This window comes from Paenibacillus sp. OAS669 (assembly GCF_014873645.1).
In the GTDB taxonomy this organism is placed as follows: domain Bacteria; phylum Bacillota; class Bacilli; order Paenibacillales; family NBRC-103111; genus Paenibacillus_S; species Paenibacillus_S vulneris.
This window is the reverse complement of the sequence record NZ_JADBDR010000005.1, coordinates 165465-181857: the sequence shown is the minus strand read 5'-3', so window position 1 is coordinate 181857 and position 16393 is coordinate 165465. Positions and strand designations below refer to the sequence as shown.

The window sequence follows — 16393 nt, the reverse complement described above, 5'->3', positions numbered from 1 at the left end:
GCTCCATTTCTATTAGATCCTTCGCCCGCTTTAAATACATAACGATACACAGGCAAGTAAGTATAAGGAAGTTTCATTAGGAGGAACGGCTACATTGGCATCTATTTTTTTAAACAAAAAAAGAAAAAAACGGCTTGAAGCGGGGCATCCCTGGATTTTCAAAACGGAAGTGGAGCGGTTCGAGGGCGAAGCGGAGCCGGGGCAGCTGGTCGATGTATACACTCATGCGGGACAATATGGAGCCACCGGCTATTGGAACCCCGCCTCGCAAATTGTGGTCCGAGTCGTTTCTTATGAGCCGATAGCGGAGATGACGCATGAATTTTTCGCCGAACGGTTTCGCCGCTGTCTGGAGCACCGAGACCGCTTCCTGCAGGGGGCTCGTTCCTACAGGCTCGTTTACGGAGAAGCGGACTTTTTGCCGGGGCTCATCGTCGACCGTTTCGAGGATGTTCTGGTCGTTCAAATATTGACTCTTGGCATGGATCGGGTTCGCGATGCTATTGTGTCTGCGCTGATAGAGGTTGTCCGTCCTTCCGGCATCTATGAACGAAGCGATGTGTCGGTACGAGGGCTGGAAGGACTGGAAGAGCGGACGGGACTGCTGTACGGAGAATGTCCGCAGCATGTTCGCATTACAGAAAACGGGCTGCTGCTCGATATTGATATCATGCAGGGGCAGAAGACCGGGTATTTCTTCGATCAAAGGGAAAACCGTGCCGCAATAGCACCGCTGATGCTAGGATGGGGCAAACGGAGCGGGATTGCGCTCCAAGAGGTTGTCGGGGAAGACGGGGCCGGACAAGGGGTTATGGCTCCGTTCAATGCTAACGGCAAGCAGGTGTCCTTCCCTTACTGGGATGGCGCGACAGTGCTGGAATGCTTCTCCCATACGGGAAGCTTTACTTTGAATGCCTGCAAATATGGGGCCAAGAAGGTTACCTGCCTCGATATTTCCGAGCATGCAATTGAGAGTGCTAGAACGAATGTCAAGCTGAACGGCTTTGAGGACCGTGTTGAATTTGTCGTTGCAGATGCTTTCGAATATTTACGTGAGCAGGTTAGAGGGCTGGATCAGCGTGCTGAGCGCGGTCAAGCGGACAAGAAAAAGGTAGATACCTCCCAGCCTATCCAGGCGAAGGGCAGGACATGGGATGTCGTCATTCTTGATCCTCCGGCATTTGCCAAAACGAGAAGCGCTGTGGAAGGCGCATGCAGAGGATATAAGGACATCAACCTTCATGGAATGAAGCTGGTCAATGAAGGAGGCTATCTCGTTACTGCGAGCTGCTCTTATCATATGAAGCCGGAATTGTTCCTGGAAACGATTCATGCAGCAGCCGTCGACGCTAAAAAAATATTGCGTTTAATCGAGTTCCGCGGCGCCGGTAAGGACCATCCGCGTATCCTGGGTGTCGATGAAGGGCATTACCTCAAATTCGCGATATTTGAAGTACGCAGCAAGTAAAAAAATAAGTAGTCGAATCTTTTAACGAAGCAGCGGTGAACAGGAGCTCTACCGTCCTGGATAGCCGCTGTTTTTTGTTTAGCTTAGGGATGCAGCCGAATCAGGCTGCCGGGTGAAGCAAATGGGCTTGAAATTGAAGCTTTCCGAACTTATAATGGTAATGATAATTATTCTCAAATTAAGACTTGCTTTGGACCGGCACAGAAAAGGTGGGACTCGACAATGAATCAATTAATCGATATAAAGATGCCCTTATGGGAAGCTATTAAAGACCGTCGCAGCGTAGGTAAAGTGAAGCAGGACCCAGTAGATAAGCAGCTGATTGAGACTTTGCTGGAAGCGGCGAACTGGGCCCCTAGCCACCATGCTACGGAGCCGTGGCGTTTCTTCGTCATGACGGGCGGAGGGAGACAGGCTCTTGCCGATGCGTATGCCGATATTGCGGCTGAGGCGGCTCCGCATGCTTCCGATGAGGAGCTGCAGGCATTAAGGCGCAAGGCGGGAGATAAAGCCTTCCGGGCTCCCGTAGTGATTGCAGTTGCCGTATCGCCTTCAACAGCACCGAAGGTCAATCGAATGGAGGAATTTGCCGCAGCGCATTCCGCGGTTCAGAATATGCTTTTGACTGCGCATGCCCTTGGTCTCGGAGCTATATGGCGTTCAGGTGAGCCTGCTTACCATCCGAGAATGAAGCAGGCGTTCGGCTTGAACGAATCGGAGGCGGTCGTCGGATTGATCTATATCGGGTATCCCGATATGCAGCAGCTGCCGGGCAAACGAAAGCCCGCGGCTGATAAAACCGTGTGGATGACGGAGTAAATAAGTGCATTCACGAGACAAAGCTCCCTTTGGCTGGAAGCGGAAAAAGCTTTCTGCCGAGAGGGGCTTTTTTTGACCTTCCTGCAGCTGTCTTATCTGCCAAACTGAGGTTTCAGATATTCATATGAGACTCAATAATTCACATTGATCTGCCCTCTATCAGAGCTTACTATTATGGTAATAGCAGCAGGAGGGATGAAGAATTGAAGGTTCATTATCGATTTGCGCTTCATGAGGAAGAGACAAGCTCCGATTCGATTCCGCTTCAGGAATCGGCGGCTTACGATGCAGTTAAAGGCTACGGGTATGCAAGAGCGGTCAAGCCGTCTAAAAACGAGGATCTGAGGGATTCCTGGACAGGGGACTACTTTGCCAAGCCTGTACCGACGCTGCTCGTGGATGTTCCCTATGGAGCCTACAAGGTATCCGTAACCCTGGGGAGCGGGGAGGCACCGACGTCGACGACCGTCAAGGCGGGATTAGGGAGACTCATGCTCGATAACGTTAGGATAGAATCCGGTCAAATCGAGCGGTTGACGTTTGCAGTGCTAGTAGAGGATGGTCAGCTGAAGCTTGCGGTTTCGGGAGAAGCGCCAAGCGTAAGAGCGATTGAAATTGAAAGCGCGCCTCATCTGCCTACCTTATTTCTGGCGGGAGATTCTACAGTCACGGATCAGCCGTCCGGACAATATCCGTACGCCGGCTGGGGGCAAATGCTGGGTAAGTTTCTGGGGCCGGAAATCGCCATTTCCAATCACGCGCGGTCCGGAAGAAGCTCCAAGAGCTTTATTACGGAAAACCGTCTGAATAACATTTGGAACAAAATAAAGCCCTCCGATTATTTGCTGATCCAGTTCGCGCACAATGACGAGAAGGACAATGAGGGCGGGACGAAGCCCTTTACCACATACCAGCAATATTTAAAGGAATATATAGATGGAGCCCGCGAGCGGGGAGCCTTCCCCGTACTGGTAGCGCCGATGCACAGACGTTTCTTTGACGAAAATCACTGTATCCGCAACACCCATGGCGAGTACATTGAGGCGATGCGTCAGCTTGCCGTGCGTGAGGGAGTTCCCTTTTTGGATTTGGCGGCCAAGAGCAAGCAATTATTCGAGCGGCTGGGTGAGGAAGCGACCAAAGAAATTTTTATGTGGGCCGACCCCGGAACATGGGCTAATCTGCCTGAGGGAGCCCAAGACAATACCCATTTTTGCGAATACGGCGGAATTGAAATAGCCCGGCTCGTTGTGGAGTGTATCCGGGAAGCCGGTGTATCCCCGCTGATGACGTATTTACGAACCTGATTCTCCGAATCATAGAAATGTTTAAACTCTGGAACCGGAACGCGTTTGCGCCCGGTTTTTTTGTATTATGGGCGATGAAGCGCCGTCTATCGCAAGGAGGGTCCGGTTACGACCAAAAGGCTTAAGCGAATGGGGTGTACTCCCGGGCGCATCTTTTTCAGTCACCATGGATAGGAACGAATGTTCTAACTTCCGATGGTATGATATACTAATCCAAAACATCCCTTTCCCACGATTCTTTATTTTTTGGTAGAATAGTAGAGTTAGGGAGTTATTTACAGAGGTTGGATGACACAGGTTTTACATCGTTGAGGGGGAAGTGTTATGGCGATCCGTTTTGTTCTCGGGAGATCCGGAAGCGGGAAAAGCGAATATTGTTTGCGAAATATAAAAGAAAAGCTGATCGAAGCGCCGAACGGGAGGCCGATCATTCTGCTGGTTCCGGAGCAGGCAACGTTTCAAGCGGAATATGCGCTGGTCTCTGCACCCGAGCTTGGAGGTACGCTTCGCGCCCAGGTGCTCAGCTTTAGAAGGCTGGCATGGCGTGTCATGCAGGAAGCGGGAGGAACGGCAAGACTGCCGATAGACGAAACAGGCAAAAAGCTGCTTCTTCATAAAATTATACATAAACAAAAAGACCGTTTGAAGCTGTTCTCCACTACTGCGGACCAAATGGGTTTCATAGAAAAAATAAATGACTTGTTCAAGGAGTTCAAAAGGTACTGTGTGACGTCGGAAGGCTTGTCGCAATTCCTGGAGAGCCCTTCGATGCAAAATCAGACACTGTCAATGAAGGAAAAGCTGCACGATCTTCAGCTTCTATTCGGAGAGTTCGAACAGGAGCTGTCACGAACCTACCTGGATGGCGAAGATTATTTGACGCTGCTCGCATCACAGCTCTCGCAATCCGAGTACGTGCGCGATGCCGAATGCTGGATCGACGGCTTCCACGGCTTCACTCCCCAGGAATTTGCAGTCATTGAAAGCTTGGCTTCCGTATGCAGTGAAGTGACAATGACACTTTGTCTTAATAGGGAGTACCGCCTTGGCGAGAAGCCCCATGATCTGGATTTGTTTCATCCGACGGCGAGAACCATGCTCCAGCTGCTGGAGAGGATGGATAGGCTGCAGATTCCCGTTCGGGAAAGCATCCTGCTGAATCCGAGTCCGCCGGTTCGTTTTATGGAAAATCCTATGCTGGCTTACATGGAGCAAGCTTTTGAGCATCGGGTGAAGAAGCCCTACAACAGTCCCTTTAAGCCTGCTGAGGAAGGCGTTCGCCTGACCGCTGCCGTGAACCGCAGAGCGGAGGTTGAGGGGGCGGCGCGCGATATTCTTAAGCTGGTCCGGGAGGAAGGGGCTCGCTTCCGAGATATTACCGTAACCGTAAGGAACGCGGAAGTCTACGGAGACCTGTTGTCCTCCACTTTCGCCGACTTCGGCATTCCTTATTTTTTCGATCAGAAGAGAACGGTTATGCACCATCCGCTGGTGGAGCTGATTCGTTCGTCGCTGGAGGTTATTCTCCATTATTGGAAGTATGATGCCGTATTCCGCTGCGTCAAAACGGATTTCTTTTTGCCGCTCGGCAATGACGATACGGGGATCCAGCTGGATCGCCATGCGATGGACCAGCTCGAGAACTATGTGCTGGCCTTCGGGATTCAAGGAGCGCGGTGGTTCGACGGCAAGCCGTGGACCTATTCGCTGCGCGCCAGTCTTGAGCAGCCGGAAGCAACTGCCAGTGAAGCCGAAGCGGCCTTTTTACATAAAATGAATGTTTGCCGCAGCAGGGTCGCCGAACCGCTGTATGCGTTCCAGGAACAAATGAAGCGCAGCCAGACGGTTCAGGAGAAGGTAAAAGCGCTCTATGAGCTGCTGGTTCAGCTTCAGGTGCCGCAAAGGCTAGAGAGCTGGAGCCAAAGAGCCATTCGCGACGGAAAGCCGGAAAAAGCCCGTGAGCACTCCCAAGTATGGGACCGGATCATCGACATGTTCGATCAGCTGGTAGAGCTTCTTGGGGAGGAAGAGGCGTCAACCGAGACGTTTGCAGCTCTTCTCGAAACGGGAATGGAAAGCATTAAGCTAGGGCTGGTGCCGCCGTCGCTCGATCAGGTTTTGATCGGAAGCATGGACCGGACGCGGACCGGGAACGTGAAGCATGTCTTTGTGCTTGGCGTCAATGAGGGCGTCATCCCGTCCAAAATGAAAGAAGACAGTGTGCTGAGCGAGCCCGAGAGGGAGAAGCTGACCGATCTCGGCTTACCGATGGCGGAGGGCAGCCGCAGAAAGCTGCTGGACGAGCAATTCCTTATTTATTGCTCCTTCTGTACGCCTTCCCAGTGCTTATGGCTCAGTTATCCGCTGGCCGATGAAGAAGGCAAGATGCTGCTTCCTTCCGAAATCATCCGGCATATGAAACGTATGTTTCCAGGGGTGAAGGAGCGATTGCTTATGAGCGAGCCTACGGCCGGCATGGGCTTAAATGAGCAGCTCGATTATATAGCGAGTCCCGGCAACGCCTTGTCCTATCTTATCGTCCAGCTGAAGCAGTGGATGAAAGGAGAGCCGATGCCGGAGCTTTGGTGGTCCGTATATAATTGGTTCGTCCGTCAGCCAGGCTGGGGAGTCCGTCTGGGCTTGACCCTGAAGTCGCTCCAGTACACGAATGAAGCGCTGCCTCTCAGTCCTGCAACGAGCCGTTTATTGTACGGCGAGCATGTGCTGACCAGCGTATCCAGAATGGAACGGTTCGTCGCCTGCCCCTTCTCTCAGTTCGCCTCACACGGTCTGCGTCTGCAGGAGAGGCGGATCTATCGCCTTCAAGCCCCGGATATCGGTCAGCTGTTCCATGCGGCGCTCAGCTTGTTTGCGGAGCAGGTGGCTCAGGATGGCGGGGACTGGGGAAGTCTGACAGCCGAAGAATGCATGGTCAAAGCCGGCAGCGTGGTCGATTTGCTGGCTCCAAGACTGCAAAGCGAGATCCTGTTCAGCTCCAAGCGCAATCACTATATTGCACGCAAGCTGAAGCAAATTATCGGGCGTTCGGCCTGGATGCTCGGCGAGCATGCGAAATATGGACAATTCCAGCCTATTGGACTCGAAATCGGTTTTGGCTCGGACCAGGCCATTCCACCGCTTACATATCAGCTCGATAACGGGATCCGAATGGATGTGAGAGGACGTATTGACCGTGTGGATCGGGCGGATACGGACCAGGGCACGCTGCTGCGTGTAATTGATTATAAGTCGAGTGCAACGGCGCTCCATCTGGCAGAGGTTTATTACGGCTTGTCGCTGCAGATGCTTACTTACCTGGATGTCATTATGACTCATGCCAAAGAATGGCTCGGAACGGAGGCCAAGCCTGCCGGAGTGCTGTATTTCCATGTACATAACCCGCTTCTCCAGACCCAGAACCGGATTTCAGCGGAGAGAGCGGAGGAAGAGATCCGCAAAAAGTTCAAGATGAGAGGGCTCATACGCGCAGATGCCGAAACGGCACGGCTGATGGATGCTGCGCTGGCGGATTCCAGCGGCCATTCCCAGCTGATCCCCGTCGCACTCAAAAATGACGGCAGCTTCTACAAATCATCCTCGGTGGCGGACGACGCTCAATGGACTCTGATGCGCAATTATGTCCGTAAAACGATCAAAGACATCGGCTCTTCCATGACAGGCGGGAACGTAGGGATTCAGCCTTACCGTATGGGGGCGGAGGTCGCCTGCACGTTCTGCTCGTTTAGACCCGTATGCCAGTTCGATCCGCAGTTTGAGGCCAATGAGCACAGGGTGCTGCCGCCGATGGGCAAAGACCGTGCGCTGGATATGATGAAGGAGCGGATGGAAGCCGCGGAAGCTTCGCCGCAGGTCATTCCGTTCCGGCCGGCAAGGGCTCAAAAGAAGCAGAACTCTTCACTCTTAGCGATCACCGATGAGAATGCGTCCGAGCCGGATCTGCTGCAGACGGATGATACGATTGACCTGACGGGAGGAATAACGAATGATCAACAAGATACCTAAGCCGGAAGGAGCTTCATGGACGGACGACCAATGGGATGCGATTTCGATCCACGGCCATGACATGCTGGTGGCCGCCGCCGCCGGATCCGGTAAAACGGCTGTTCTGGTTGAACGCATTATTCGGCGGATCTCCAACGAACAGGATCCGGTGGATGTGGACAGGCTGCTTGTTGCGACCTTTACGAATGCGGCGGCCGCAGAAATGAGGCATAGAATCAGTGAGGCGCTGGAAAAAACGTTGGAACGTCATCCCGAATCGGATCATGTCCGCAAACAGCTGGCTCTGATCGGAAGGGCCTCCATCACTACGCTTCATTCCTTTTGTTTAGAGGTCATTCAAACTCATTACCAAAAAATCGCGCTTGATCCCGGATTCCGAATCGCCAACGAGACGGAGAGCGAATTGATGAGGCAGGATCTGATCGAGGAGCTGTTTGAGGAACGATACGAGGAGGCTTCCGAGGACAGTAACTTTTGGAGGCTTGCCGAATGGTTCAGCGGAGACAAGAGTGATGATGCCCTCTACAGATTGGTTCAGCGTCTATATGATGAATCGCGAAGCCATCCCAAGCCGTCGCAATGGCTTCAAGAGATGGCCTCGATGTTCGAAAGAACCGAAGGAACACCAAACCCGTGGCTGCCAAGCTTGCTTGCTTCCGTACGATTGGAGCTTGAAGGCATCGCATCCGTATTGAAGGAAGCGGCACGTATTGCCGAACAGCCCGGGGGGCCCGCTCCCTATTTGCATAATTTGAAGGAGGATCTGGAGGCTGTTGCTTATTTGCAGCAGGTGGCGGCCTATTCTTGGGAGCATTTGTATGATTCCTTCCAGGGAACCTCATTCGGCAAGCTGAAGCCTTGCAAGGGGGATCAGTACGATAAAGAGCTTCAAGAGCAGGTCAAGGAGCTCAGAAACAAAGCGAAGGACCAATTGTCGGGCATCGGGGCCGAGCTGTTCGGGCGGACTCCGGAGCAGTATGACGAGGAGCTCAGGATTATGGCTCCATTGATGCAAACGCTCATAGAGCTGGTCATGGAGTTCGGGCGCAGGTACCAGCAGGCCAAAAAAGCCAAAGGGCTTGTCGATTTCGGTGATTTGGAGCATTATTGCCTGCAAATCTTATCGGAGGATGATGGGGAGTCCGAAGAGCTGAAGCCTTCACAGGTCGCACTCAGCTATCAGGAGCACTTCGTTGAAGTGCTGCTGGATGAATATCAGGATACAAACCGGGTACAGGAATCGATTGTAGCCTTGATATCGAGAACAGCCCCCGGGAATCGCTTTATGGTAGGCGACGTGAAGCAGAGCATTTACCGCTTTCGCCTGGCGGAGCCCGGATTGTTTCTCGAGAAATACAAGAGCTACCGGAACAATGGCACGGAGCCGGGGCAGCGCATCGATCTGGCGCAAAATTTCCGGAGCCGGCTGTCTGTCGTTCACGGAGTCAATTACATCTTCAAGCAGCTGATGGGCGAAACCGTCGGAGAAATTGCTTATGATGATAAAGCTGAGCTGAAGTACGGGGCTGCTTATTATCCGGAATGGAATACGGCCATCAATGGACCGGAAGCCGCCGAGTTGATTCTGATCGACCGTTCGGAGGCGGAAGACAATAATACAGCAGCAGATGCTCCTTTTCAGGAAGGGAACGAGGCTGACGAGAGCACAGGAAGCGGGGAAGCCGCCGATCCGGCTCTGGAGGGTAAGGAGCTTGAGAACGTCCAGCTGGAGGCGCGTGCTATTGCCGCACAAATTCATAAGCTGCTCGGCACGAACGGAGAACAAGCCTTTCAGGTGTATGACAAAGCCACCGGCGGCAAACGAGACATTACCTATAGGGATATGGTGATTTTGCTCAGGGCGACCCAACAGTGGTCTCCGGTTCTTATTGAGGAGCTGCGGCAGCAGGGAATCCCGGCATATGCCGAATTGAATTCGGGATATTTCTCGGCAACGGAGGTAGAGGTGCTGCTGTCGCTGCTTAAGCTGATTGATAATCCTTATCAGGACATCCCGCTGGCTGCAGTGCTTCGCTCTCCGATCGTCCAGCTCTCCACGGAGCAGCTGGCCCAGATAAGGATAGCCGGCAAATACTCGGCATTTTACGATGCAGTCAGAGCCTATGGCAAAGCTCCCTCGGAGCTTATGGAGTCCGGTGAAGACGCAGTCTACCAGGAGTTTGAATCGGAGAATGAGGACAATACGATCGATGATGCAGCGTGGAAGGAAGTTGCAGCCGGCCGTTCTGATGGCTGGGAACCGTTCGAAGTCTTGCCTGCCGGGACAGATGCCGAATCGGATGCCAGGGACAAGGTGCAGCGGTTTTTAAAGCGGCTTCGCTCCTGGAGGGAAGAGGCAAAGGAAGGCTCACTTTCTGATTTGATCTGGAATATCTACAGGGAAACCGGGTTTTATGATTTTGTCGGGGGCTTGCCGGGAGGGCAGCAGCGCCAGGCGAATTTGCGCGCGTTATATGACAGGGCCAGGCAGTATGAAGCCACTTCGTTCAGAGGCTTATTTCGTTTCTTGCGCTTTATCGAACGGATGAGGGACGGAGGCGGCGATCTGGGTACGGCCCGCGCTCTGGGTGAGCAGGAAGATGTAGTCCGGATCATGTCCATACATAAAAGTAAAGGCTTGGAGTTCCCCGTTGTATTTGTAGCCGGTATGGCCAAGCGGTTTAACCAAAGGGATCTGACGGATACGTTTATGGTGCATAAGGACCTGGGCTTCGGACCGAAATGGATGGACCTGGAAGCAAGAATCAGCTATCCAACCCTGCCATGGCTGGCGATTCGCAGAAAAATGCGGATGGAAATGCTTGCAGAGGAAATGCGAGTCTTGTATGTAGCGTTGACAAGAGCCCGTGAGAAGCTTTATCTGCTGGCAACCGTAAAAGGGACGGATAAGCTGCTTCAGAGCTGGGCTAATGTATTGGAACATGACGAGCCACTATTGCCCGACGATATGGTAGCGCGGGCGAAATGCTATTTGGATTGGATCGGCCCCGCTTTAATGCGTCATCCTGACGGCAGACAGCTCAGGGATCAGGCGGGAGCCGGATACCGCCTACCCGCTTTCATGGCGGAGGAGCCGTCCAAATGGCTGGTCCATTGGGTAAGACCCGATATGTTCACGGCTTTGGAGGAGGCGGCTGTAAGCTTTGAGATGTCGGAGGAGCGGAAGCAGGCTGTTTTCCGGCTGGAGCCTGTAACCGGGGAGGACGGTACCGAGTGCCTGTTTGAATCCCATATCGAAGAACGGCTGTCCTGGTCATATGAATTTGCCAAGTCCTCTTCGCTGCTGTCGAAAACATCCGTAACGGAACTAAAACGGCTTTCCGAGCATCACAAGCTGCTGGAGCTCGTATCTGAGGAAGCGCCTGCCGGAGTATCCGAAGTTCTGGGTCAGCAGGGGCCAAAAAGCGTATATCAGCCTGCGATCGTGCGTCGTCCCCGGTTCATGGAGCAGTCGAAGCTGAATGCGGCCGAGAGAGGGACGGTATTCCATTCGGTTATGCAGCATATGCCGATCCATTTCACACCGTCGGTAGAGGTGGTCAAGGAAACTTTGGCGATGATGGTGCACAAGGAGCTGCTTACGGAGGCTCAAAAAGAGGTCGTTGACGCTGAAGTTATCGTCTCATTCTTCCATAGCGACCTTGGACAGCGTCTTTTGCAATCGAAGGCTGTGCACAGAGAGGTGCCGTTCAGCTACGGGCTGCCTGCAAGGGAAGTCTATAGCGGAACGGATGCGGCTTCCTCCGAAGAAACGATTCTGCTTCAAGGGGTTATTGATTGCGTGTTCGAGGAAGCGGACGGGCTCGTGCTTCTTGATTATAAAACGGACCGGTTAAAGGGCCAGGGAGAAAAATCGCTGCAGGCGGTTCGTGACCGCTATCAGCTTCAATTGGACTTGTACGCCCAGGCGATCTCCAGGATATGGAGAAGGCCGGTCACCGGGAAATATATCTTTTTGTTTGACGGGGCTCACATTTTGGAGATGTAGAACCTTATGCGAGTTTGGACTTTATTTAGGATACAGTCAGGCATACATGCCGGAAGGGAGGGGCTTCGATGCGGATATTGCATACGGCTGATTGGCATTTTGGGCGGCAGCTGGAAGGAAGGAGCCGGTTGGAGGAGCAGGAAGCCTTCGTAGAGGAGCTGTCACAGCTGGTGAAGGATCAATCGATTGACCTGGTGCTGATCGCAGGCGACGTATATGATTCCGTCAATCCGCCGGCAGCGGCGGAGCAGTTGTTTTACGACGCATTGGCCCGGCTGGCGGACAACGGCAACAGGCCAGTTGCCGTTATTGCAGGCAACCACGATCATCCGGACCGTTTGGCTGCGGCGGCCCCCTTGGCGCAAAAGCTGGGAGTTAGGCTCGCAGGGCTGCCTGAGGACCGGATCGAGCGTATTGATATTGCAAGAACAGGAGAACAGGCTTGCTTATTTTCATTGCCTTATCCTTCGGAATCGCGTCTTAAGGAGCTGCTGTCCGAACAGGTGGAGGAAGAGCTGCTGAGGGCAGCATACTCGGACCGGGTCAAATATATTGCGGCACAGCAGGCGAAGCATTACAGGAACGATACGGTCAATGTGCTGATGAGCCATATTTATGTCCTTGGCGGTGCGGAGAGCGAATCGGAACGGCCCATCCAGGTAGGAGGCGCCTATACGGTAGATACGGCGGCGCTGGCTGTCGGTGCGCAGTATGTCGCACTCGGTCATCTGCACAGACCGCAGACCATTAAAGCTCCATCGCTAATGCGGTACAGCGGATCGCCTTTGGCGTACAGCTTCTCGGAAGCGGGACAGGCCAAATCGGTCACGGTGCTGGACGTGAAGCCGGGTGAAGCGCCAAAGCTGGAGGAGCTGTTCTTGACCTGCGGCCGACCGCTGACGCGTTGGAGAGCGGAAGACGGATTGGCACAGGTGCATGCGTGGCTGGAGGAAGGAAAGGACGCAAGGGCCTGGATTGATCTGGAAATCCATATGACCGAGGCGATGTCGATGGAGCAAATCCATTTGCTGCGCAAGGCTCACGAAGGGATTGTCAATATACGCCCGATCTATCCGGAGATGGAAGCGGCAGCGGTTTCTTCTGTTTCAATGCGCAGTATGCCGATGGATGAGCTGTTCCGCCGTTACTATGCGAGACAAACAGGCGGAGCCGAGCCGGAGGCTGAGTTGGTGAAGCTGTTTATGGAGCTGTTGGATGCTCCGCAGGGATAAGACGAAAGGAGGTTAACATTTTTGAGGCCGATATACCTTCAAATGGCAGGCTTACAGAGCTACCGCGAGGTACAGGAGATTGATTTTACGGCGCTATGCGATGCGGGCGTGTTCGGGATTTTCGGACCGACGGGAAGCGGCAAATCGACCATTCTCGATGCCATGACCTTGGCGTTGTTCGGCAAGGTGGAGAGGGCTGCGAACGGGACGCAGGGCATTATGAACCATGCGGAGCAGGCTCTCAGCGTCTCGTTTACGTTCGAGCTGGGGCATGCTTCCGGGGCGCAGCGCTACAGAGTAGACCGCCAATTCAAGAGAGGCGGGGAAGTTTCCGTTAACAATACCGTAAGCCGGCTTATCCGCTATCAGGATGGGGAGACGGTCGTCCTGGCGGATAAAGCGGGAGAAGTCAATCAGCAGGTCCAGGATATTTTGGGCTTGTCGATGCAGGACTTCACGAGAGCGGTTGTGCTTCCGCAAGGCAAATTTGCGGAGTTTCTCGCATTAAAGGGCAGCGAACGGAGACAAATGCTGCAGCGGTTGTTTCATCTGGAGCCGTATGGCGACCAGCTGAGCGCCAAGACAGCCGCCCGCTATAAGGAAACGGATATAGCGATCAAGGAGATCACCGCCGAGCAGCAGGGGCTCGGCGATGCGTCGCAGCCGGCGCTGGATGCCGCGGCGGCCGCGCTCGAAGCGGCGGCGCAGGCTGCACAGCGGCTGCGCGAGCAGCTTGCCGCCTGCGAGGCGCGCGCAGCCGAGCAGCGCCGCGTGCGCGAGCTGCAGCAGGAGCTCGCGGCCGTGCGCGTGCAGCGCGAGCAGCACGCCGCCCGCGCGCCGCACGTGCTCGCGCTGCAGGCGCAGCTCGCCCGCGCCGCGCAAGCGGAGCTCGCGCAGCCGTACGCGCGGCAGCGCGAGCAGGCGCTGGCGCGGCTGGCCCGCGATAGCGACGCGGCTGCGGCCGCCGAAGCGGCGCTGCAGAGCGCGCAGGCCGCGCTGGAGCAAGCGCAGGCTGCGCATGCCGCCGCGCGCGAGGCGCTCGCTGCACAGGAGGCGCCGCTGCTGCTGCGGCTCGACAAGCTGCAGCAGGCGCAGGCGCTCGCGGCAGAGCTGGAGCAGCAGCGCGAAGCGCTCGCCAGGCTCGCTGCGAAGGACGCGCAGACGGAGGCTGCTCTTGCCGAAGCGCGCGAGCAGCTTCTGCGGGAGCAGGAACTTCGCGACAAGGCCGTCAAGCGCCAAGCTGACCTGAAGGCGGAGCTTGCGCTGGTGGAGGTGCCGAGCGGGATCCGGGAGCGCCTGCAGGAGGCGCTGCAGGAGAAGCGGACGATCGAGCAATGGCGTCAGCAGCTTGAAGAGCAGCGTGCGGAGCGCGAGCGCCACGAGGCCGGGCTGCAAGCTATCGCGCAGGAGCAAGCTGAATTACAAAGCAAAGAGAGCCAATGGGGACAAGACTTGTCTGCCTGGCTTCAGGATATGTCCGAGATCTACTCGGCAGTAAGCGGTCATGAGGATAGCCTGACCGGGATTACGGAGGCTATCCCGGGATTAATCGGCGAATTCAAGGCTGCGGGACGCGAAGCCGAGCTGAAAGCCATGGCGGCTGCATTAGCCGCCAAGCTGGAGAGCGGAGATCCATGCCCGGTATGCGGTTCGACGCATCATCCGGCTCCCAATTCGCTTCACGAGCATGAAGCGGAGACAGGCTCCGATACCGAGGCCGCGATTGCCCGGCTTGAGCACTTGCTGCTTCAGGTGAGGCAGCAGCAGCTGGCGGCAAGCCAGCTGAGCTTGAGCTTGAACCATGTCGTACAGCAGTGGAGGTCCATGCTTCCGCAGCTGCAGGCGAACGAAGCGTTGGCCGAAGCGGCTGCAGCCATTGAGGCATGGGAACTGCGATCCGAACGGGAACGGTCCTGCACGGTGGTCGATCGATCTGTGGCTGAGCAGCAGCTGAAGGAGGATTTTCAGCAGGCCGAGAACGGTCTGACGGAGGCTAACAAGCAATATCAGCTGCTGCAGATGAGGCTTCAGGAGCTGCTGCAGCTCAGGGGAAGCCTGGATCGGATGAGCGGAGAGCTGCGTTCCAAGCAGCAGACCTTACATACACTGTCGGCCGGGGTCCGGCAAAAAACGGAGAAGCTCCAGCAAACCGTCAGCGAATTGACGGATTCATGGAAACGCAAGTTTTCCGATATCGATTATGAGCAAGTCGAAGCGGCTGCAGAGCGCCAGCGCAAGAGCCTGCAGCAGGCGGAGGACATCCGCCAGCGGCTGGACAAGAGCGTAGGCTTTATAGACGAAAAGCTGCTTGCGATCAGCGTGATTCAGCAGCGAATGAACGAGCTGGACCGCCAGAGCGTTCAATGGAAGACGGAATGGAAAAGCGTTCATCAGCAGGTGGAGGAGAAAGCCGCTAAGCTGACGGAATGGGCAGGCAGCGGGGACATTCAATCCCAAATGGAGGCTGCTTCCAAGCAACTGGATGGACTAAGGCTTGCCAATGATCGGACGAAGCTGGAACATGAGTCGTCCCAGCTGGCCGGACAGCAAGCCGCACAAGCCTATGCAGCGGCCTGCAAGGCGGTCCAGAATGCGGCGGAGCAGGCGGAGCAAGCGGAGGAGGAGTGGAAGCGTCAAGCCGCTCTGCATAGCTTTGCTTCACCGGAGGAAGTCATCTCCGCATTAATTTCCGACGATAACAAGCAAGCCTGGAGCTCGGAGGTAGAAGCCTACAGCAAGCTGGAGCATCAGCTAAGGACTCAAGAAGCCCAATTGGCCGGGCAGCTGGCCGGACGCAGCATTACAGAGGAGCAGTGGGCAACGATGGAGTCCGAGCTTGCCGAATGCAAGCGGCTCGATGAAGCAGCGCTTCAGGCTAAGGCAAAGGCGGAACGGGACTGGGAATCCATCCAAGCCAAGCATGCAAGGTGGAGCGAGCTGGAATCCAGGCGGTTGGTCAAGCAGAGCGAGCTGACGCTGCTCAGCAAGCTGCAGTCGGTGCTGCGGGGCAATGCCTTCGTCGAATTTTTGGCTGAAGAGCAGCTGATGCAGGTAAGCCGTGCGGCATCCGAGCGTCTAGGACAGCTCACACGACAAAAGTATGCCATTGAAGTCGATTCCTCCGGCGGCTTTATCATTCGGGACGACTCTAACGGAGGCGTGAAGAGACCGGTTTCCACGTTATCTGGCGGAGAAACCTTCCTCACATCGTTATCGCTGGCCCTGGCCTTATCTGCACAAATCCAGCTGAAGGGGCAATATCCTCTGGAATTTTTCTTCCTCGACGAAGGATTCGGCACGTTGGATCAGGATTTGCTGGAGACGGTCATTGTTGCGCTGGAGAAGCTGCATTACGATAAGCTGACGGTAGGGGTCATCAGCCACGTTCCCGAGCTTCGAGCCCGTCTACCGCGCCGGTTGGTCGTACAGCCTGCCGAGCCCGGGGGCAAAGGAAGCAGCGTCTATTTAGAAACCTTATAGGCATTTATACGTAAATAGATTCATTATGGATAAAATCGACGGTCCACTCGCAGCC

At 54.9% G+C, this 16393-nt stretch carries 7 protein-coding genes; all 7 read left to right on the top strand.

The genetic code is table 11. The features are described 5' to 3' along the window. The first annotated feature begins 94 nt into the window (after nucleotides 1-94). The 7 genes from GGC63_RS13300 (at nucleotide 95) to GGC63_RS13270 (ending at nucleotide 16338) form a co-directional block, all read left to right on the top strand. Complete coding sequence (locus GGC63_RS13300; RefSeq protein ID WP_192702740.1) at nucleotides 95-1468, top strand: class I SAM-dependent rRNA methyltransferase; 1374 nt, start codon at nucleotides 95-97, stop codon at nucleotides 1466-1468. Nucleotides 1469-1690: 222 nt separating this feature from the next. Further along, entirely contained in the window at nucleotides 1691-2287 is a 597-nt protein-coding gene (locus tag GGC63_RS13295; RefSeq protein ID WP_225948175.1) for a nitroreductase, read from the top strand. 203 nt (nucleotides 2288-2490) lie between these two features. Continuing rightward, complete coding sequence (locus GGC63_RS13290) at nucleotides 2491-3594, top strand: rhamnogalacturonan acetylesterase (protein ID WP_192702739.1); 1104 nt, start codon at nucleotides 2491-2493, stop codon at nucleotides 3592-3594. 324 nt (nucleotides 3595-3918) lie between these two features. Continuing rightward, on the top strand, nucleotides 3919-7617 hold the full coding sequence (gene addB / locus GGC63_RS13285) for a helicase-exonuclease AddAB subunit AddB (RefSeq protein ID WP_192702738.1): 3699 nt from the start codon (nucleotides 3919-3921) through the stop codon (nucleotides 7615-7617). After that, nucleotides 7598-11626, top strand: coding sequence for a helicase-exonuclease AddAB subunit AddA (gene addA / locus GGC63_RS13280; RefSeq protein WP_192702737.1), 4029 nt, complete (start codon nucleotides 7598-7600; stop codon nucleotides 11624-11626). The genes addB and addA overlap by 20 nt, the downstream gene beginning before the upstream one ends. A gap of 68 nt (nucleotides 11627-11694) precedes the next feature. Beyond that, the gene (locus tag GGC63_RS13275; protein ID WP_192702736.1) at nucleotides 11695-12858 is read left to right on the top strand and encodes an exonuclease SbcCD subunit D; all 1164 of its coding nucleotides are present in this window, start codon (nucleotides 11695-11697) and stop codon (nucleotides 12856-12858) included. A gap of 21 nt (nucleotides 12859-12879) precedes the next feature. Continuing rightward, the gene (locus GGC63_RS13270; protein ID WP_192702735.1) at nucleotides 12880-16338 is read left to right on the top strand and encodes an AAA family ATPase; all 3459 of its coding nucleotides are present in this window, start codon (nucleotides 12880-12882) and stop codon (nucleotides 16336-16338) included. Nucleotides 16339-16393 lie beyond the last annotated feature (55 nt).

Bases quoted from the DNA above. Each gene is read 5' to 3' on its own strand.
- GGC63_RS13295 (WP_225948175.1), top strand. From the start codon at position 1,691: ATGAATCAATTAATCGATATAAAGATGCCCTTATGGGAAGCTATTAAA.
- addB (WP_192702738.1), top strand. From the start codon at position 3,919: ATGGCGATCCGTTTTGTTCTCGGGAGATCCGGAAGCGGGAAAAGCGAA.
- addA (WP_192702737.1), top strand. From the start codon at position 7,598: ATGATCAACAAGATACCTAAGCCGGAAGGAGCTTCATGGACGGACGAC.
- GGC63_RS13275 (WP_192702736.1), top strand. From the start codon at position 11,695: ATGCGGATATTGCATACGGCTGATTGGCATTTTGGGCGGCAGCTGGAA.